At 40.5% G+C, this 18,032-nt stretch carries 20 protein-coding genes and 1 rRNA gene; 17 read left to right on the top strand and 4 right to left on the bottom strand.

From position 1 onward, the window contains the following. Window positions 1-2 precede the first annotated feature (2 nt). The 10 genes from gspF (at window position 3) to L641_RS0106825 (ending at window position 7,440) form a co-directional block, all read left to right on the top strand. Window positions 3-1,238, top strand: a complete 1,236-nt coding sequence (gene gspF, locus L641_RS0106870; RefSeq protein ID WP_024601512.1) for a type II secretion system inner membrane protein GspF — start codon at window positions 3-5, stop codon at window positions 1,236-1,238. Between the two features lie 69 nt (window positions 1,239-1,307). Beyond that, window positions 1,308-1,730, top strand: a complete 423-nt coding sequence (gene gspG, locus L641_RS0106865) for a type II secretion system major pseudopilin GspG (RefSeq protein WP_016900325.1) — start codon at window positions 1,308-1,310, stop codon at window positions 1,728-1,730. A 49-nt stretch (window positions 1,731-1,779) separates the two neighbouring features. Further along, window positions 1,780-2,367, top strand: coding sequence for a prepilin-type N-terminal cleavage/methylation domain-containing protein (locus L641_RS0106860; RefSeq protein ID WP_013464252.1), 588 nt, complete (start codon window positions 1,780-1,782; stop codon window positions 2,365-2,367). Next, window positions 2,367-2,741 carry a type II secretion system minor pseudopilin GspI gene (gene gspI / locus L641_RS0106855; protein WP_024601511.1) on the top strand — a complete coding sequence of 125 codons (375 nt, stop codon included), beginning with the start codon at window positions 2,367-2,369 and terminating at the stop codon, window positions 2,739-2,741. The genes L641_RS0106860 and gspI overlap by 1 nt, the downstream gene beginning before the upstream one ends. Continuing rightward, on the top strand, window positions 2,742-3,407 hold the full coding sequence (gspJ, locus tag L641_RS0106850) for a type II secretion system minor pseudopilin GspJ (RefSeq protein WP_013464254.1): 666 nt from the start codon (window positions 2,742-2,744) through the stop codon (window positions 3,405-3,407). It abuts the gene before it with no gap. Further along, the gene (gspK, locus tag L641_RS0106845; protein ID WP_013464255.1) at window positions 3,407-4,393 is read left to right on the top strand and encodes a type II secretion system minor pseudopilin GspK; all 987 of its coding nucleotides are present in this window, start codon (window positions 3,407-3,409) and stop codon (window positions 4,391-4,393) included. The genes gspJ and gspK overlap by 1 nt, the downstream gene beginning before the upstream one ends. Continuing rightward, on the top strand, window positions 4,390-5,598 hold the full coding sequence (gene gspL, locus L641_RS0106840; RefSeq protein ID WP_013464256.1) for a type II secretion system protein GspL: 1,209 nt from the start codon (window positions 4,390-4,392) through the stop codon (window positions 5,596-5,598). The genes gspK and gspL overlap by 4 nt, the downstream gene beginning before the upstream one ends. Then, a complete protein-coding gene (locus L641_RS0106835) occupies window positions 5,595-6,068 on the top strand; it encodes a type II secretion system protein M (RefSeq protein ID WP_013464257.1) in 474 nt (157 codons plus the stop codon). The genes gspL and L641_RS0106835 overlap by 4 nt, the downstream gene beginning before the upstream one ends. Before the next feature lie 3 nt (window positions 6,069-6,071). Beyond that, entirely contained in the window at window positions 6,072-6,830 is a 759-nt protein-coding gene (locus L641_RS0106830; RefSeq protein WP_024601510.1) for a type II secretion system protein N, read from the top strand. A 22-nt stretch (window positions 6,831-6,852) separates the two neighbouring features. Continuing rightward, entirely contained in the window at window positions 6,853-7,440 is a 588-nt protein-coding gene (locus L641_RS0106825) for a UPF0149 family protein (RefSeq protein ID WP_024601509.1), read from the top strand. 12 nt (window positions 7,441-7,452) lie between these two features. Here the strand turns inward: L641_RS0106825 and L641_RS0106820 are convergent, their stop codons facing one another. Together L641_RS0106820 and L641_RS0106815 are read right to left on the bottom strand one after the other, a co-directional pair. Continuing rightward, window positions 7,453-7,659 carry a hypothetical protein gene (locus tag L641_RS0106820; protein WP_013464260.1) on the bottom strand — a complete coding sequence of 69 codons (207 nt, stop codon included), beginning with the start codon at window positions 7,657-7,659 and terminating at the stop codon, window positions 7,453-7,455. Next, window positions 7,659-8,018: a hypothetical protein gene (locus tag L641_RS0106815; RefSeq protein ID WP_013464261.1), complete on the bottom strand. Its 360-nt coding sequence runs from the start codon at window positions 8,016-8,018 to the stop codon at window positions 7,659-7,661. The genes L641_RS0106820 and L641_RS0106815 overlap by 1 nt, the downstream gene beginning before the upstream one ends. Before the next feature lie 282 nt (window positions 8,019-8,300). Here L641_RS0106815 and ccoG point away from each other — a divergent pair, with 282 nt between their 5' ends. The 4 genes from ccoG to L641_RS0106795 all read left to right on the top strand — a co-directional run bounded on the left by ccoG (window position 8,301) and on the right by L641_RS0106795 (window position 12,101). Next, complete coding sequence (gene ccoG, locus L641_RS0106810; protein WP_013464262.1) at window positions 8,301-9,731, top strand: cytochrome c oxidase accessory protein CcoG; 1,431 nt, start codon at window positions 8,301-8,303, stop codon at window positions 9,729-9,731. A 78-nt stretch (window positions 9,732-9,809) separates the two neighbouring features. Continuing rightward, a complete protein-coding gene (locus tag L641_RS0106805) occupies window positions 9,810-10,784 on the top strand; it encodes a serine/threonine protein kinase (RefSeq protein ID WP_013464263.1) in 975 nt (324 codons plus the stop codon). A 35-nt stretch (window positions 10,785-10,819) separates the two neighbouring features. After that, window positions 10,820-11,443 carry a thiol:disulfide interchange protein DsbA/DsbL gene (locus L641_RS0106800; protein WP_024601508.1) on the top strand — a complete coding sequence of 208 codons (624 nt, stop codon included), beginning with the start codon at window positions 10,820-10,822 and terminating at the stop codon, window positions 11,441-11,443. Between the two features lie 19 nt (window positions 11,444-11,462). Further along, on the top strand, window positions 11,463-12,101 hold the full coding sequence (locus L641_RS0106795) for a thiol:disulfide interchange protein DsbA/DsbL (RefSeq protein ID WP_024601507.1): 639 nt from the start codon (window positions 11,463-11,465) through the stop codon (window positions 12,099-12,101). Between the two features lie 40 nt (window positions 12,102-12,141). Here L641_RS0106795 and trmA read toward each other — a convergent pair whose 3' ends face one another. Next, window positions 12,142-13,239, bottom strand: coding sequence for a tRNA (uridine(54)-C5)-methyltransferase TrmA (trmA, locus tag L641_RS0106790; protein WP_024601506.1), 1,098 nt, complete (start codon window positions 13,237-13,239; stop codon window positions 12,142-12,144). A 164-nt stretch (window positions 13,240-13,403) separates the two neighbouring features. Between trmA and L641_RS0106785 the strand changes: the two genes are divergently transcribed. Both L641_RS0106785 and murI read left to right on the top strand, forming a co-directional pair. Beyond that, window positions 13,404-14,528, top strand: coding sequence for a DUF5610 domain-containing protein (locus L641_RS0106785; protein ID WP_024601505.1), 1,125 nt, complete (start codon window positions 13,404-13,406; stop codon window positions 14,526-14,528). 66 nt (window positions 14,529-14,594) lie between these two features. Then, the gene (gene murI, locus L641_RS0106780) at window positions 14,595-15,383 is read left to right on the top strand and encodes a glutamate racemase (RefSeq protein ID WP_024601504.1); all 789 of its coding nucleotides are present in this window, start codon (window positions 14,595-14,597) and stop codon (window positions 15,381-15,383) included. On the opposite strand, the gene L641_RS0106775 is transcribed toward murI, so the two are convergent. Beyond that, window positions 15,346-15,825: an RNA-binding protein gene (locus tag L641_RS0106775; RefSeq protein ID WP_013464268.1), complete on the bottom strand. Its 480-nt coding sequence runs from the start codon at window positions 15,823-15,825 to the stop codon at window positions 15,346-15,348. The genes murI and L641_RS0106775 overlap by 38 nt on opposite strands. Window positions 15,826-16,448: 623 nt before the next feature. Between L641_RS0106775 and L641_RS22255 the strand changes: the two genes are divergently transcribed. Continuing rightward, window positions 16,449-17,984 (top strand): 16S ribosomal RNA (locus L641_RS22255). Window positions 17,985-18,032 lie beyond the last annotated feature (48 nt).

Here is an 18,032-nt window from a genome sequence, read left to right as displayed (position 1 = left end):
CAATGGCGGCGTTTGAATACCGTGCATTAGATGGCCGGGGAAAAGAAAAAAAAGGAATTTTAGAAGCGGATACAGCAAAGCAAGTTCGCCAACTTTTACGCGATCAAAAGCTAACCCCCCTCGAGGTCGTGCCAGCTGCTCAAGATGATAAACAAGTTCGAGGTCAAAAAGCGCCATTATTAGGCTCTTTATTTAAGCCGACAATATCAACGTCAGATCTTGCTTTGATTACACGTCAACTTGCGACCCTAATTCAGTCAGCCTTACCCGTTGAGGGTGCCGTGATGGCGGTTGCTGAGCAGTGTGAAAAACCACGGCTAAAACGTATGTTAATGTCTGTGCGCTCTAAAGTGGTGGAAGGGTATACGCTTGCTGATGGGATGAGTGAATTTCCGCATGTATTTGACGATTTATACCGTGCAATGGTGGCCGCAGGTGAAAAGTCAGGTCACTTAGATCAAGTACTTAACAGATTGGCTGATTACACCGAGCAACGCCAACATATGCGTAGCCAAATTACGCAAGCGATGGTGTATCCCATTATTTTGGTCGTGTTCGCTATTGGTATTGTTTCAGTATTATTAGGTACTGTGGTGCCTAAAATACTAAAAACGTTTGAAAAAACCAAACAAGTATTACCTTGGACAACCGAATGGGTCATGGCGGGTAGTCATTTTGTACAAAATTATTGGTTTGTTAGTTTATTAGCGATCACGGCGATTGCTATTGGAATTAAATACGCACTTAAAAAACCTAAAGTACGGTTTTGGTGGGATGCAAAAGTATTAAATATGCCAGGCATAGGTAAGGTTGCCAGAGGGATTAACACGGCGCGCTTTGCCCGTACATTAAGTATTTTATCGTCAAGCTCAGTGCCGCTACTTGAAGGAATGCGTATTTCAGGCGGGGTGTTGGTTAACGAAAAAATAAAGCAAGCAGTGGCTGATGCCGCAGAAAGAGTCAGTGAAGGGGCGAGTCTTCGTGCTTCACTACAGCAAACTAAGTTGTTTCCACCAATGATGCTACATATGATAGCCAGTGGTGAAAAGTCCGGTGAACTTGAGCAAATGTTAGAGCGTGCTGCTAACAATCAAGATCGCGAGTTTGAAAGTATGGTTAATGTGTCATTAAAATTATTGGAACCGGCAATGATTGCCTCTATGGCAGTGATTGTGCTTTTCATAGTAATGGCAATTTTGCAGCCAATTATGGCAATGAACAAGGCCGTAGGTCTTTAAGTATTTTTTATATTAATGATTTAAACAAATCATTTTTGCTTAGTGTTTTTAGAATAACGAGGTAATAACGTGAATAAACAATCAGGTTTTTCTTTATTAGAAGTCATGGTGGTACTGGTTATCATCGGGATGATCATGTCGATTGTGGCACCTAATATTATGGGCCAGCAAGAAGAAGCGGCTATTGATAAAGCGCATTTAGATATTCAGCAGTTAGAAGATGCTATGAGTTTGTACAAGCTTAAAAATAAAAGCTACCCAAGTACAGAGCAAGGTTTAGAGGCTTTAGTAACAAAAACCAGTATTGAGCCCATTCCAAAGCGTTTTCCTGATGGTGGTTTTATTAGCAAGTTACCAGAAGATCCATGGGGTAATAATTACCAATTAATCAGCCCTGGAGAAATAGGTAAATTTGATATCTTTTCGATGGGTCCAGATGGCGAACCAGCCACCGAAGATGACATTGGTAATTGGGATGAAGATAAGCAGTAATGACCAATAACTTTACCATGCACTTAAACATAATACATTGGGGCTTGCCATGCAGGTAAGCCCTAAGCACCTGAGTGCAAAGCATTATGGTTTTAGTTTAATAGAAATTTTAGTGGTATTGGTGATCATCGCCTTTGCCACCAAAATGGTGGTATACAGCTTAGATGGCGGCGCTGAAGAAGCGTTAGACAAGCAAGCAAATAGGCTGCATACCACCATTAATGCCGCATCGGAATTTGCGGTGCTTAATCAAATAGAATTAGGCCTTTTAGTTGAGCAAAATACGCTTGAATTTTTAGTTTTTGATGGCGAAAAATGGATTAGCTTTGATCGTGAAGCTTTATTTAAGCCAATTGAGATCGAACCTCAATTTAAATTAACACTTAATCTTGAAGACCTACCTTGGGCACAAGATAACTTACTAGAGCAGTCAAATTGGCGTGAGCTAATGAGTGGTAATAATGAAGACAGTTTATTAGAGCTTAAAAAGTTAAAAGTACCGCAAGTACTTATTTTATCCTCTGCCGATGTAAGTGCGTTTCAGCTCATGCTTGAATTAAAAGATCAGCCAGAGCCGGTGTACTTTATTGAAGGTAAATTTGCAGCCCCAGTCGATTTTCGTCGAGAGCCCCAATAATGAAAAAATACCACGGGTTTACATTATTAGAAGTCTTAGTTGCACTGAGTATTTGTGCCATGGCGGGTATTGCGGCAATGCAAGCAACCGGTGAGCATATTCATCACTTATCAAGTATTGAAGAACAAACGTATGGCTCATGGGTCGCTGAGAATGTATTGGTAGCACAACGAACGAAAGGCGAAAAATGGCAAGGTAAAAATGGTACCCGCGGCAGTGAGATGATGGCGGGTATTGAATGGTTTTGGCGCCAAGATGTTGTGCCCACTGCCGACAAGAGCTTTGTAAAAGTCACTATTAATGTGTTTACGGATGATAAGTACGAAAATTCAATTTATGAGTTAAGCACTTACTTAAATAAAGGTAAGCTTTAAGTGAAGCAGCGCGGTTTTACATTATTAGAAGTGATGGTGGCACTAGGTGTGTTGGCGTTTGTGATTATGGCCACCCACCAAATACTTGATACCACAACGCGAGCTAAACAAGCATCAGATGAAAAAATTGCTGAACTAAATGGGTTACAAACAGCCTTCAGGCTAATGGATCAAGACTTTAGCCAAATGACTAAACGCCAAGTGCGTAATGAAGCTGGAGATTTTCAAGAGGGATACTTACTTGCTGGACGCTACATTTTAGAAAGCCAGCTTGATGGTATTGCCTTTGTACGTGATGGTTGGATGAATCCCATTAACTTACTCCCTCGCTCAGAGTTACAAGCTGTTGGTTATCGCGTCATTGATGACAAGTTAGAACGCGTATATCGCATTTATGTCGATCAACTCGATAATATGGAGCCTCGTAGCCAAGTTATTTTAGCCGCAGTCGAAGAGCTTAAATTTGAGTTTTTAGATGGTAGCGGTAAGTGGCAAGAAGACTGGCAAATTAAGGCATTACCTAAAGCCGTTGCGGTAACTATAAAGCAAATGGATGCGGAGCCTATCAGGCGTGTGTTTTTAGTGCCAGGACTCGGTAAAGAGCTACCTAAACCAGTAACTGAGGGGACTAACCCGTCGCAACCTAATGGCCGGGGTACGCCTTGATGAACCAACAATCTTCGCGCGGCGCGGCTTTGGTTATTGTGTTATTTATTGTAGCGCTTGCAGCTATTTTAGCCGTTGAAATGAGTGCTAATTTAATGGTGCAAGTACAAAGAAGTACCAATTTACAAAGTCAGCAACAAGCGAAATGGTATGCCTATGGTGCTGAAGAGCTAGCAATTAAAGGTTTAATTCAAAGTAAAAAAGACGATCCTGAAAAAACCACATTAGCGCAGCCCTGGGCAAAGCAAGGCGATGTAAAGTACCCTGTTGAGAACGGCACTTTAAGCGGCCAGTTGACTGATTTACAAGCGTGTTTAAATTTAAACGCGCTTGGGGTTGAGCCAGACCCAAATAGCGGTAATAAAACTAACCCAGCACATAAAGCGTTGTTTGCTATTTTAGAAAATATAGATGATTTACCCAGTGATGAATCAGAAGAAGGGATGGCCGACAGTGTGTTTGATTGGCTTGATGAGAACAGTATAACCTATCGCTCTGGTGCCGAAGAGGGGGAGTATTTATCTCGTCAGTTTCCATATATGACGGCTAATAGCTTATTTGCATCGGTGTCTGAACTGCGTTTAATTAAAGGGTTTAATCCTTTGGTTATGGAAAAAGTGCTGCCTTTTGTCTGTGTGATCCCAGGTAGTACGTTACTTTCAATTAATGTTAATACAGTCACTGAAGAGCAAGCTTTATTGCTCAGTGGCCTAATAGACGAACTGAGTGTTTCGGGTGCTCAAGCGGTAATTGCAGCGCGACCTGAAAATGGCTTTGATAATATTGAAGAGTTTTTTGAGTCTGTTAAACAACAAGGCGGCAAAAATATCAAAGCAGTAGAAAAGCTTTTTAGTTTAAAAAGTGAATATTTTAAATTACAAACGCAGGCAAAATTTGTTGATTTGCGTTTTTCGATGACCACATTACTGTATGCCAGCAATGGCGAGGTAACGATACTGGCGCGAAAATTTGGAGGCGTACAGTGACAGAGATACTGTTGATCCGCACGGGTCAAACCGAACAAGACTTGCTTAACTGGTTAATATACTCACCACAAGAACAAGAAATAATAGCCAGTGGCGAGTTACAAAATGCCAGCCAGTTAAGTGAACTAACTGAAAAAGCATCAACCCGAGAGCTCGTGGTACTTTTACCATGTGACCAAGTGCAATTAAAAACGGTGATACTGCCAACTAAATGGAACCGTAAGCTAGAGCAAGCACTGCCTTATATGCTCGAAGAGGATATTGCCTGTGATATAGACGATATCTATATAGCGCTAGGGGAGCCGACAATGGTTGAAGCGCAGCATGCAATTAGGGTTGCGCTAATGAATCGCGATTGGTTTGAGCACTGGTTAGAGGTGTTTGAGCAACACCAGCTCACTGCTCATAAAATAGTGCCGGATGGCTTGTTATTGCCCAGTGCAGAAGAGCCTTGTGTAGCGGCAATTGAGCTCAACAAGCAATGGCTATTTAAAAAAGGTGACTGGCATATCGGTGCGGTTGAAAGCAGCTGGTTAAAGGAATATCTAACGGCTTTAGGTAACCCTGATATAAAACATTACAGCCCTGCAGAGCAATTTCCTGAAACGCTTACCTTGCATCCGCAAACCAGTGATTATGAGCTGCCGTTAGCATTATTTGCTAAGCAGTTAGATCAGCTTAAATTTAATTTGCGTCAAGGGCCTTACACGATTAAAAAGAAAACGGCTTTATGGTGGGGTTACTGGAAAAGTGCCACCATAATTAGTGTTATTGCTTTGCTATCGAGTGTGGCTATTAAAGCGGTTGAATTACATCAGCTTAATTCGCAGCTTGAGGTAGCTAAATCACAAGTAGTAGAGCGATTTCAAAAAGCCTTTCCAGGCACGCGGGTGCGCCCTCACTTAATTAAAAATCAAATACAGGGAGCACTGGATAAAGTGCAAGGTACGAGCGATGCTGGCTTTTTAGATTTAACCAGCAAGCTGGTGAGTGTATTTTCACAAGTGAGCGAATTTACACCGCAAACCTTACGTTTTGATAAGCGCCGTAATGAATTACGTATTCGTGCTCGTGCAAAAGACTTTCAAACCTTTGGTAAGGTTAAAGCCATTCTTGAGCAGCAAGGTGTGACTGTTGAGCAGGGGTCGTTAAATAATGATGGTGATTATATCGTCGGCGAAATTAGACTGCGAGGTGCACAATGAAACAGCAGTTCATGAAATATTGGGGTTCATTAAAAGAACAAGAGCAGCAGTTAATAATGGTTGCGGGTGGTGTATTTATTATTTTTGTTTTGGTAATGGGTATATTTAGACCCTTAAATACGGCAATAGAAAATGCGCAACAATCACAAATAAAACAACAAGAATTGCTAGCATGGGTAGACGACAGTATCGTTAAACTTAAAGCAGCAGGTAAAGCGCAAGCGGTGAGCAATCAAAACCTCAGCCAAATAGTGAATAATACGCGCGGTCGTTACAGCATTAATATTAGTAAAATGCAGCCAAATGATAATTCACTTCGTTTAACACTCGACTCAGTGGAGTTTAATCAATTAATCCAATGGATTGACGAGCTGGTTAATCAGCATGGTTTAAGCGTAGAAAATTTAGATTTAAGCCAAGATGATAAATCCGGTTATGTACGCGTTAGCCGTTTAGTATTAGAGAAGTAGTTAATGAAAAAAATAATAATTTTATCCATCGTTTTTGTAATTAGCTTTCTTGTTTTTAGCGTTATTAAATTGCCCGCTGCAGTGGCTTTAAATTTTGCTAAACCTTACTTACCTGCGCAGTTAGAGGTAGGGCAAACTTTTGGTACGCTATGGCAAGGTCAAATAATGCAGCTTCGCTTTCAAGGTGAACAGTTGAACAATGTACGTTGGGATATATCAGGCTGGTCAATCTTTAAAGCTCAAGTAAATACTAACTTACGTTTTGGTAATCCTCGCGAACGTGATGACATTTCTGGGTATGCAGATATTAGCTATTCTCTCACAAATGACGAACTTAAAATAACCGACACAGTAGTCCGATCAACGGTTGAGCGTGCTATGCAGCGCATTGATTTACCGTTACCGGTTACTGCTAAAGGACGCGTTATTTTAGAGCTCGATGAGTACGTTTCAGGCGCTCCTTATTGCCAATCATTACAAGGTGAAATAGCCAGCCCTGATATTGATGTGCAAGGGCTAACTGGCTGGTTTAATATAGGCGATTTAAGCGGTAAGTTAAGTTGTAAGTCGGGCGATGTAGCCATACTTATCGAGCCAAATAATAGATTAGGGTTAGAGGCTGATGCTACACTAAAAGCCAATTTTGATTTTAAAGTAGCGGGATATGTTAAACCTGATCTCACTTTACCGAAAGAAGTTCATGACGCGGTGAAGTTTTTAGGTAGACCAGATAACCAAGGTCGGTATCCACTTAAATTTTAATATTTTATAAAAAAGAGTTTTAATGCAAATACCTCAGTTTACTGAGCAGCACGCCAAACTGCTCAGCGAGTTTTTAACTACCCAGCCTGGCGCTATGAGCCTTATTCAAAGCCAAGGTTATTTATTTGGCACTATTTGTTCACCTGAGCCATTAGAAGTACATCAATGGTTAGAGCAAATTCTACCTAATACCGCGAATGACCTTGATGAAGACATGTTGTTTTTGTTTATGGCATTACATCACCAAGTAAGTGAACAAGTATTTGAACTTGGTTATAAGTTACCCGCTGAGTTTGACCTTGAGTTTTGTCAGCAGTGGTCTGCAGGTTTTTTAACTGCAAGCCAAACGTATACTCATAAGTTACTCCAGAGTGAGCAACTAGATATTCAATACAAGCAAGCGCTTGAAAGTGCACAGGCGACTCTTAGCTTTTTTGCATTAGATAAACCAACGATTGCACAGATTGCACAGCAAAATAATATCGATGAATTACATTTGTGTGCGCAGCAGTATGAATTAATGGGCGACTTTGCGTTAGGTTTTGCTGAACTTATAGAAATTGTCGCGCTTAATAGTGGTTTGTATACCGATGAAGGGTGGGATGAATAAGTAGGTAAAGCCTTAAGCGCCAATCTCTAATTCAATATCAGTGCAACCTTGTTTGCACTGTATTACTCCCTTACCAGGTTCGCTGGTGGCTAAATTTAACGTTAATACACCCTGGCAATGCTCACATTTAAGTGTTTTACCTTGTGCCAACTGCTTAAGCATAGTGCGGTGCTTGTGAAATGAGTTACTTGCTTTTTTATTTAATCCAGAAAAATCCATTATTTCACTCTCGCTTGCGCTAATGACTCTTTGATAATGCGACATACCGTTGTTAAACGTTCTGAATAAAAGTAGAGGTTTAGATCGCCTTGACGACAATAGCGTAGTTCAAACAACTTTACTGACTCATCATTGGTAAAGGTTTTATCAATATAGTCTTCTTCGGATCTTGAAAGTGCTAACTGTTTATTGATTTTGTTTCTTGTCATGGTTGCGACAGGAAAACGATCGACTTTAGTTGTGCTGCTTAACAAGCCTATACCATCACCGAGTAAGCGCTCACGAGGCTCTTTTACCAAGGGGTGATCAATGGTAAAAAATGCTAGGATCACAACCACTAGTATAAAAAATTTCTTCATAAATACACAAACCTTGATCCAAACAACACGTTAGTAGCCGGCAAGTGTAATAAAATACATCTTAAAAGCAAGTCACAAGTTGAATAAATTATTAGCAATCTAGTCAGTAATTTTAGCCAATATGCGTATAATAAGGGGAGTAATTAGATATTTCTGAAATATCTGAAAGTATACAAGTGCGACCTAAAGCGTATTATGTTTAGCATGTAAGTTGCTACACTTAGGCGAAAAGTACAAAAAGATTGCTGAATTTTTATTTCCTAGCGGCGTTGAGGAACTTCAATGGATAAGCAAATTAAAGTAAAAAACATACCAACAGAGGTTAAGATCCAAAAACCCGATCTGAGCCGTCAAGAAGATAGATTTAACCCACGCAACCGTATTTATGTGCGCGCTGTTTCAGGGCTCCATCAATTACTAAGACAACGTATTGGCTTTTTAGGCATGCTGGCGTTTATGTTATTGCCATGGATCAACTTTAACGGTCAACAAGCTGTTTTATTTGAGCTAATGGAGCAAAAATTTAATATTTTTGGCTTAACCCTGTGGCCACAAGATTTCACCATTCTTGCATTTATATTTATGCTAGCAGCGTTTGCCTTATTTCTGGTTACCACTTTTTATGGTCGAGTGTGGTGTGGCTATACATGTCCGCAAACAGTATGGACCTTCATTTTTATTTGGTTTGAAGAAAAGTTTGAGGGCAGCGCTAACCAACGTAAAAAGTTAGATCAACGGCCGATGGATTTTGACAAGTTCTGGCGTAAAACGGCTAAGCACACTAGTTGGGTATTATTTTCTTTATATACTGCGTTAACGTTTGTTGGTTACTTCACGCCTATTCGCGAACTACTGCCTGAATTTGTTACCTTTAATGTAGGCGGTTATGCCTTAGTTAGTATCATTGTATTTACTATTTGTACTTATGGTAACGCTGGGTGGATGCGAGAAATTATGTGTTTACATATATGCCCGTATTCACGTTTTCAGTCAGCAATGTTTGATAAAGACACCTTTACTGTAAGCTATGATGAAACTCGTGGTGAAAACCGAGGGCCACGTTCTCGTAAACAAGACCCTAAAGAGTTAGGTTTAGGTGACTGTATTGACTGTAACTTGTGTGTGCAGGTTTGCCCAACCGGGATTGATATTCGTAATGGTTTGCAATATGAGTGCATAAACTGTGGCGCTTGTATTGATGCCTGTGACGGCGTAATGGATAAAATGAATTACCCTCGAGGCCTTATCTCTTACACCACCGAGCGTAATTTAGAAACACCGGAGAATAAAACCCATCCGCTGCGTCCAAAGCTGATTGGTTACAGTGTTATTTTAATCTTACTTACCGGTGCGCTGGTTGCTAATATCGCCATGCGTAAAACCATGGACTTTGATATTATTCGCGACCGCAATCAGTTGTATCGTGTCGATTTTAATGGTTTAGTTGAAAACACCTATACCTTAAAAGTAATTAACAAAGCACAATACGAGCAAACATTCTCTATTGATGTAACAGGGTTAGATAATTATAAATACTTAGGTGATACTACCTTTACAGTAAACGCTGGTGAATCGCATAATGTACCGCTATCACTGGTAATGGATCCTTATGATTTAAAAGCGCCAATGACCGAGTTTAACTTTGTGTTGTCGCCAATAAACGAGCCCGATAATAAAATATCGCAGCCAAGCAACTTTTTTAAAGCGCGATAAAGAGTCTGTATTAAAAGACGAACACTGATATTAACAAAAAAGCGGGATATTCCCGCTTTTCTTTTATATAAGAAGTATATGAGTAAATTTAGCTTTATTGACTTAACCCCAGATCTTATTTTGGATGCCATAGAAAGCGTGGATATTTATGCTGAGTCAGGGTTGCTAGCGCTGAATAGCTACGAAAATCGGGTGTATCAATTTGTAGCCGAGGGTGCAAAGCGTTACGTTGTTAAGTTTTATCGGCCTGAGCGCTGGAGCAAAGCGCAAATTCAAGAGGAACATGATTTTGCTTTTGAACTGGCTGCCGCAGAAGTACCGGTGGTGGCGCCAATAAAGCATAATGGGCAAAGCTTATTTGAACACCAAGGGTATTTATTTACTTTATTCCCAAGTGTAGGCGGGCGTTTATTTGAAGTCGATAACTTAGATCAGCTTGATGTATTAGGGCGTTTAATTGGTCGCATGCACCAAGTAGCCAAAACGAAACCCTTTACCCAAAGACCCACCGTTACCTGTGATGAATATTTAGATACAGCTAAAGTTCATTTACAAAAAAGTAAGTTAGTCCCTATGGGATTAGAGACTTCCTTTTACACTATTTTAGATTTAGTCATTGCTCAAACTCAACAGCAATATAAAAATGTAGAAGGCATTCGCTTACATGGTGACTGCCATGCTGGTAATATCCTATGGGCAGGAGATGCATTAATGTTTGTTGATTTAGACGATAGCCGTCAAGGTCCTGCAATTCAAGATTTATGGATGATGCTCAGTGGCGATCGACAAACACAGCTGTTACAGTTAGACACTTTAGTGAATGCATATGAAGAGTTTTGCGATTTTGATCACTCACAACTTAAGCTGATCGAACCGCTTCGCGCTATGCGTATGATTCATTACATGGGGTGGGTTGCAAAACGTTGGAGTGATCCTGCTTTTGTACGGAACTTTTCATGGTTTGCAGATGACAAATACTGGGAGCAACAAATTTTAGCGCTTAAAGAGCAGTTTGCAGCTTTGCAAGAAGCCCCGTTAAAATTATTGCCATAATATTTTTATTTAAAAAGAAGTATAACGAGATATTCATGCTTAAAAAATTAAAACTAAGTTTACTGATCCTATGTTTACCTTTTGCAGCATTAGCTGCTAACTTTGAAGCGGGTAATCAATACACTGTAATTGATGTTGAAAAAAGTAAAACCCCGAATGTAACCGAGTTTTTCTCTTTCTATTGCCCACATTGTTTTAAATTTGAGCCGGTAGCCAAAGGGATTGCAGAAAACTTACCTGAAGGGGCTGAGTTTGTAAAAAATCATGTCAACTTTTTGGGAGGCGTTTCACCACAAGCGCAAAGTAATTTAAGCTTTGCTTACTTAATCGCAAAGAAACACGGTCAAGCTGAAGCGGTAACAGCGCAAATTTTTAAAAGCATTCATATACAACGTGCGCCATTAACTGAAATTAAAGACGTTAAAAAGTTATTAGAGCTTAATGCAATTGACAACGCGACATTTGATACCGACATCGCTAGTTTGCCTATCATAGCAGCTGAACGTGCCATGCAAGATAAGCAGAATAAATATTCTGAACTTGGTGCATTAACTGGCGTGCCTACATTTATCGTAAATGACAAATACAAAATCAATATTAATACAATCAAGAGCCAACAAGAACTTGATGAGTTAATTAGCTTTTTACTAAAACTATAATTTTTGGAGCACCACAATAATGATCAAATTAGTTAAAGCAGGGTTACTTGCTGTATTACTCCCTTTAGCTGCAACCAGTTTTGCTGCCACTTACGAAGAGGGCGTGCATTACGATGTCGTCTCTGATCGTGCAACCAGAAAACCAGAAGTAAAAGAGTTTTTCTCTTTTTACTGTCCTGCATGTAATAACATGGAACCACTGCTGGCCGAGATCAAACCTAAGCTAGATAAAAACGTAAAGTTTAAGAAAAGCCATGTAGATTTTGTGGGTGTACGTGACCCAGAACATCAAACCATGATCAGCCAAGCATTAGCTACAGCTGAAGTACTACCTCAAAAAGATAAAATTATTTCAGCGATGTTTGATCATATCCATGCAAAGCGCGCTCGTTTTAATGAGCTTGCAGATGTAAAAGATGTATTTTTAGCTCAAGGCGTAGATGGCGACAAGTTTGATAAATTATTTGAAAGCTTCTCGGTACGTACACTTAGCTCTAAAATGAAACGTGACCAAGATTACTTTAAAGGCAAAGGGGCACTTCGTGGCGTTCCTACGTTTATCGTTAATGGTAAATACAAGCTTAACTTAGGTGGTGAGTCAGGCATTTCAACGCCAGAAGATGTAAGCGCACTCATTAATTACTTAGCAAATAAATAAGTAGTTTGGTTAAATAAAAAAGCTCCTTAAGGAGCTTTTTTTATTTACGTTGTAAAAATACACCAGATTCAATATGGTGTGTGTAAGGGAACTGATCAAATATTGCAAAGCGCTTAACCTCATGGGTTTGCGTTAAGTGTTCAAGGTCACGCTCTAATGTGTCTGGGTTACATGAGATATAAATAATATTTTCATAATTAGCCACTAAGTCACACGTAAGCGTGTCCATGCCTGCTCTAGGCGGGTCGACTAAGATGGTTTGGCAGTTGTAACTACTCAAGTCAATGCCATCTAAGCGAGAGAAAGTACGCTCGCCTTTCATTGCCTGAGTAAACTCTTCGCTCGACATGCGAATAATATCTAAGTTAGTTACTTGGTTTTGAGCAATATTATATTGCGCTGAATGCACCGACGATTTTGATATTTCCGTCGCCAGCACTTTATTAAATAAACCAGCAAGTGCAATAGAAAAGTTTCCATTACCACAATACAGCTCTAGTAAATCATTGTTTAGTGGTTTACATAACTCTTGTGCCCACTCTAACATTTTAATATTGACCTTCGCATTAGGCTGAGTAAAGCTATTTTCTACCTGTTGATAGATTAACTCTTGGCCATTCACCATTAAGCGCTCAGTAACAAAGTCATCGCCCAATTTTTCTTTTTGCTTACGTGCACGGCCAATAAAGTCAATTTTGTACTGGCTACTTAGCTTTTCCTTTAAGGCATTGATCTCAGTTAACCAGTGTTCATCAAGTGGCTTGTGATATAGCAAGCTCACTAAAATTTCACCACTGAGGGTTGATAAATAATCTATTTGAAATAGCTTACGACGTAGTACTTCGCAGTCTTTTAAATTATCAATCATCACCTGCATAATTTCACCTACTAAAGGAGCTGCAGGGTCAAAGGTATCAACACGTATTTTATCTTTTGTTTGTTGATCAAACATAATATGAAACAGATCGTCACCATCGTGCCATACTCTAAATTCTGCACGTTGGCGGTAGTTAATGGGCTCAGAGCTAAATACTTCTAACTGTTTTACACCAAAACGTTGAAATTGCTCTGTAATACGCTGCTCTTTTTCATTTAATTGTGCATCGTACTGCGTGGTATCTATATTTATAACTGCCATTAACGGTATAACCTTATCGTTGAGATCTGTTTATCGGCGCTATTGTAGGGAGCGAAGCGTATTTGTCTAGTTTTGATCAAATATAGTGAGCTTTTTTTGAGCATTTTACTACAGTATAGGCTTACTTGGCCGATATAAGAGTAAGTCTAAATAGGAGTCTTCTCATGAAAATAGGTAACTTTAGTTTTGTTCCAAACAGTAATGCTAATAAATACAATACTAAACAAGCAATGCCACAGCCTAAAATAGACTCGCCACCAACTAGTTATCAGCAACGAGGAAAAGAACTGGCTGCTGCCGTATTAGGTGACAAAATGGCAAAAGAACTAGGTTTGCCGGTCGCTGAAACCAAAAAAGACAAACCACTGTTTGATTTTAATGAAGTCGTAAAAAATGTTTTAGACTTTGTTACAAGCTCGGTAAAAAAAGCCAAAGCCAATGGTGCCGATAACGACAAACTACAAGATATGCTAAATCAGGCACGTAAAGGAGTGCAGACGGGTGTTGATGAGGCTGTGGATGAATTAAAAGGCATGGGCGTATTTAATCAAGAACTTGAAGAGGGTATTGATAAGTCTAAAGAGGGTATCTTTAGTGGCCTCGATAAATTTGAGCAAAACTTATTTAACCCACAACCTGCAAGCGTAACTGTTAGTCAGGCGCAATATGTAAGTTTAAGCAATAGTGCTGATTATACATTTACCACAGCAGAAGGTGATGAGGTGAGTATTAGCTTTGCAGATGCTTACCAATCGCAATCATCTAGTCGCTATCAAAAAACAGATGATTCACAATCATTTAGTACGCAATTTTCTGAATCCCGTGAGCTCTCTTTCTCGATGTCAGTAAACGGTGAGCTTAATGAAGACGAGCAGCAAGCCATAAATGATTTAATGGCAGAGTTACAAGATGTCAGTAAAACCTTTTTCAGTGGCGATTTAGATAAAGCATTTGAACAAGCCCAAGAACTCAGTTTAGGGAATGAACAGCTGGTGGCATTCTCAATGGACTTACGTCAAAGCAAAACCGTTGCTGCCATTAAAGAGTATGAACAAATTAAGCCAACATCAGAAAAAGCCATTGCCGAAACTGTTGCCCCTTTTAATGATGATCTAAAATCGGCTTACTCTAAAGCGCAAACCCTAGGATTAGAAAGTCAGCTATCAGGTATCATTCAATGGCTAAATCAAGATCAACAAGAAATAGATAAACTGGTTGATTACACTAACACCATGTTTGAAAACTTAGATAAATTAAACGCCGCTACTGCAAAGCTAGGCACTGAGTAAAACTACTTTCTTTTACAAAAGCCACATGGCAAACTGCCGTTCTTAGTAAAGAGTAGGAATGGTAGTTTGTCAGCGCACATCATGGTATTTGATTCAGGTATAGGTGGAACCACCGTGCTTGAGCATATTCAGCAAAGCATTCCTCATGCTCAATATAGCTATTTTATGGATAATGCATTATTGCCCTATGGTGCACAGTCGCAACAAACCATCATTCATCGCCTATGTGGATTGATTCAATTTATTAAAGATGAGTCACTAAATGTCGACTTAATTGTTATAGCCTGCAATACCGCCTCAACATCAGCGTTAAGTTCTGTACGTCAAATTACCGATATTCCTATTGTTGGGGTAGTACCTGCAATTAAACCCGCAGCGCAATTAACGCAATCAAAGCATATAGGTTTATTGGCAACTCCCGCAACGGTATCAAGCCCGTATACTGATGCACTTATAAAAGAACATGCCTCATCGATAACCACAAGTTTATATAGTAGTGTTGAACTAGTTACTTTGGCAGAGACTCTCTTTTTTACCCAGCACTTAGATCTTGATAAGTTGCACACTGAGTTAGACCGATTAAATATTAATAACGATATAGATGTGCTGGTATTAGGCTGTACTCACTTTCCTATTTTAGCTAAACCAATTAGTGATTACTTTAATACGCAAGTACAGTTATTAGACTCTGGTGCGGCCATTGCTAAGCGAGTTAGTTCTTTACTCAAATTAAGTGATAATCAAGCAGGCATAAAAAAGCCGCTGCACTATTATGCAACGGCTGATGTATGTAGTGATAAACTAGCGGTTAAGCAAGTTACACTGTTTGATCCGACTCTGAACGATAAGAGTTAGAATCATCTTCTTGTTTTTGTTTTGCTTCACGTACTTTCAAAGTACGTTGTTGGAACTCACTATCGTTTAGCTTAGCAATTGCATTATCAGCATCTGCTTGTGCCATTTCAACAAAGCCAAAACCGCGACGCTTGCCAGTATTCTTATCTTTTAACAAACGAACGTTAAATACTTTGCCTTGCTCTTCAAATAAAGTACGCACTACACCTTCATTTGCACGATAAGGAAGATTGCCAACATAAAGTGTTTTTGTTTTTACTTCGGCTTCTTCTGTACTTACTGATGACATTGCAGCAATAACAAGTCCACCAATTAATAAACCGGCACCGAATAGAAGTGCAGGGTCTAATGCTAGGCTTGCAAGCGCAAACTTAACGATAACAAAACCAACAACAGCAAGAATAACTGCGAAGATAAAAGATTTTTGATCGGGTAATTTCATTTTTGATCTACCAATAAACAGGAAATAAACATTAATTTAACATTGTGAGCTTGCTATCTTAACGTCTTAATTGAACATAGCAATGAAATTTATAGCAAATAGTTAATAAGAGTGTAAAAAACAACCGATAGTAAGGCGTTTCTTTACTATTTTAGCCTCGTTTGTTTGAAACTTGAGCAAACGGTAAAAAGATCTAAAAAAAAGGTTGATCTGTTTTCGGATCTCCCTATAATGCGACCCCACTGAGACGGGGAACGCCAACGCATAGCGAGGCATGAGCTACTCAGAGAGTTAAGTAAAACTTAAATTTAAATCATCGAAAGAAAGTTTAAAATTAAGTGTTGACTCGAAAAATAAAGGATGTATTATACGCATCCCTAGCGACAACGTCGCAACGTTCTTTAACAATATAAAGCAATCATCTGTGTGGGCACTCGTACAGATTGAGTTCTAACAGCCAAGCTACTTAGGTAGTGAGGCAAACAAATTTAGAGTCTCAATTGAAACTGAGTGACCAACAGCAATAACTACTTAGGTAGGAATTGCAGCACAGTCAATTCAATATCGAAAGATATTAAATAAATTCAGAATTCATTGAGCTGTCGAAAGACATAAAACTTTTTTAATTGAAGAGTTTGATCATGGCTCAGATTGAACGCTGGCGGCAGGCCTAACACATGCAAGTCGAGCGGTAACAGAAAGTAGCTTGCTACTTTGCTGACGAGCGGCGGACGGGTGAGTAATGCTTGGGAACATGCCTTGAGGTGGGGGACAACAGTTGGAAACGACTGCTAATACCGCATAATGTCTACGGACCAAAGGGGGCTTCGGCTCTCGCCTTTAGATTGGCCCAAGTGGGATTAGCTAGTTGGTGAGGTAATGGCTCACCAAGGCGACGATCCCTAGCTGGTTTGAGAGGATGATCAGCCACACTGGGACTGAGACACGGCCCAGACTCCTACGGGAGGCAGCAGTGGGGAATATTGCACAATGGGCGCAAGCCTGATGCAGCCATGCCGCGTGTGTGAAGAAGGCCTTCGGGTTGTAAAGCACTTTCAGTCAGGAGGAAAGGTTAGTAGTTAATACCTGCTAGCTGTGACGTTACTGACAGAAGAAGCACCGGCTAACTCCGTGCCAGCAGCCGCGGTAATACGGAGGGTGCGAGCGTTAATCGGAATTACTGGGCGTAAAGCGTACGCAGGCGGTTTGTTAAGCGAGATGTGAAAGCCCCGGGCTCAACCTGGGAACTGCATTTCGAACTGGCAAACTAGAGTGTGATAGAGGGTGGTAGAATTTCAGGTGTAGCGGTGAAATGCGTAGAGATCTGAAGGAATACCGATGGCGAAGGCAGCCACCTGGGTCAACACTGACGCTCATGTACGAAAGCGTGGGGAGCAAACAGGATTAGATACCCTGGTAGTCCACGCCGTAAACGATGTCTACTAGAAGCTCGGAACCTCGGTTCTGTTTTTCAAAGCTAACGCATTAAGTAGACCGCCTGGGGAGTACGGCCGCAAGGTTAAAACTCAAATGAATTGACGGGGGCCCGCACAAGCGGTGGAGCATGTGGTTTAATTCGATGCAACGCGAAGAACCTTACCTACACTTGACATACAGAGAACTTACCAGAGATGGTTTGGTGCCTTCGGGAGCTCTGATACAGGTGCTGCATGGCTGTCGTCAGCTCGTGTTGTGAGATGTTGGGTTAAGTCCCGCAACGAGCGCAACCCCTATCCTTAGTTGCTAGCAGGTAATGCTGAGAACTCTAAGGAGACTGCCGGTGATAAACCGGAGGAAGGTGGGGACGACGTCAAGTCATCATGGCCCTTACGTGTAGGGCTACACACGTGCTACAATGGCGCATACAGAGTGCTGCGAACTCGCGAGAGTAAGCGAATCACTTAAAGTGCGTCGTAGTCCGGATTGGAGTCTGCAACTCGACTCCATGAAGTCGGAATCGCTAGTAATCGCGTATCAGAATGACGCGGTGAATACGTTCCCGGGCCTTGTACACACCGCCCGTCACACCATGGGAGTGGGTTGCTCCAGAAGTAGATAGTCTAACCCTCGGGAGGACGTTTACCACGGAGTGATTCATGACTGGGGTGAAGTCGTAACAAGGTAGCCCTAGGGGAACCTGGGGCTGGATCACCTCCTTATACGATTTAGAACTTATTTGTTCGTAGTGTCCACACAGATGATTGTTA

The organism is Pseudoalteromonas sp. TB41 (assembly GCF_000497975.1).
Lineage (GTDB): Bacteria > Pseudomonadota > Gammaproteobacteria > Enterobacterales > Alteromonadaceae > Pseudoalteromonas > Pseudoalteromonas tetraodonis.
This window is presented reverse-complemented; position numbering and strand designations above follow the sequence as displayed.

Excerpts from the sequence above, each read along its gene's own strand:
- gspF (WP_024601512.1), top strand. The coding sequence starts at position 3 with ATGGCGGCGTTTGAATACCGTGCATTAGATGGCCGGGGAAAAGAAAAA.
- L641_RS0106860 (WP_013464252.1), top strand. The coding sequence starts at position 1,780 with ATGCAGGTAAGCCCTAAGCACCTGAGTGCAAAGCATTATGGTTTTAGT.
- gspI (WP_024601511.1), top strand. The coding sequence starts at position 2,367 with ATGAAAAAATACCACGGGTTTACATTATTAGAAGTCTTAGTTGCACTG.
- gspK (WP_013464255.1), top strand. The coding sequence starts at position 3,407 with ATGAACCAACAATCTTCGCGCGGCGCGGCTTTGGTTATTGTGTTATTT.
- L641_RS0106835 (WP_013464257.1), top strand. The coding sequence starts at position 5,595 with ATGAAACAGCAGTTCATGAAATATTGGGGTTCATTAAAAGAACAAGAG.
- L641_RS0106830 (WP_024601510.1), top strand. The coding sequence starts at position 6,072 with ATGAAAAAAATAATAATTTTATCCATCGTTTTTGTAATTAGCTTTCTT.
- L641_RS0106825 (WP_024601509.1), top strand. The coding sequence starts at position 6,853 with ATGCAAATACCTCAGTTTACTGAGCAGCACGCCAAACTGCTCAGCGAG.
- L641_RS0106820 (WP_013464260.1), bottom strand. The coding sequence starts at position 7,659 with ATGGATTTTTCTGGATTAAATAAAAAAGCAAGTAACTCATTTCACAAG.
- L641_RS0106815 (WP_013464261.1), bottom strand. The coding sequence starts at position 8,018 with ATGAAGAAATTTTTTATACTAGTGGTTGTGATCCTAGCATTTTTTACC.
- ccoG (WP_013464262.1), top strand. The coding sequence starts at position 8,301 with ATGGATAAGCAAATTAAAGTAAAAAACATACCAACAGAGGTTAAGATC.
- L641_RS0106805 (WP_013464263.1), top strand. The coding sequence starts at position 9,810 with ATGAGTAAATTTAGCTTTATTGACTTAACCCCAGATCTTATTTTGGAT.
- L641_RS0106800 (WP_024601508.1), top strand. The coding sequence starts at position 10,820 with ATGCTTAAAAAATTAAAACTAAGTTTACTGATCCTATGTTTACCTTTT.
- L641_RS0106795 (WP_024601507.1), top strand. The coding sequence starts at position 11,463 with ATGATCAAATTAGTTAAAGCAGGGTTACTTGCTGTATTACTCCCTTTA.
- trmA (WP_024601506.1), bottom strand. The coding sequence starts at position 13,239 with ATGGCAGTTATAAATATAGATACCACGCAGTACGATGCACAATTAAAT.
- L641_RS0106785 (WP_024601505.1), top strand. The coding sequence starts at position 13,404 with ATGAAAATAGGTAACTTTAGTTTTGTTCCAAACAGTAATGCTAATAAA.
- L641_RS0106775 (WP_013464268.1), bottom strand. The coding sequence starts at position 15,825 with ATGAAATTACCCGATCAAAAATCTTTTATCTTCGCAGTTATTCTTGCT.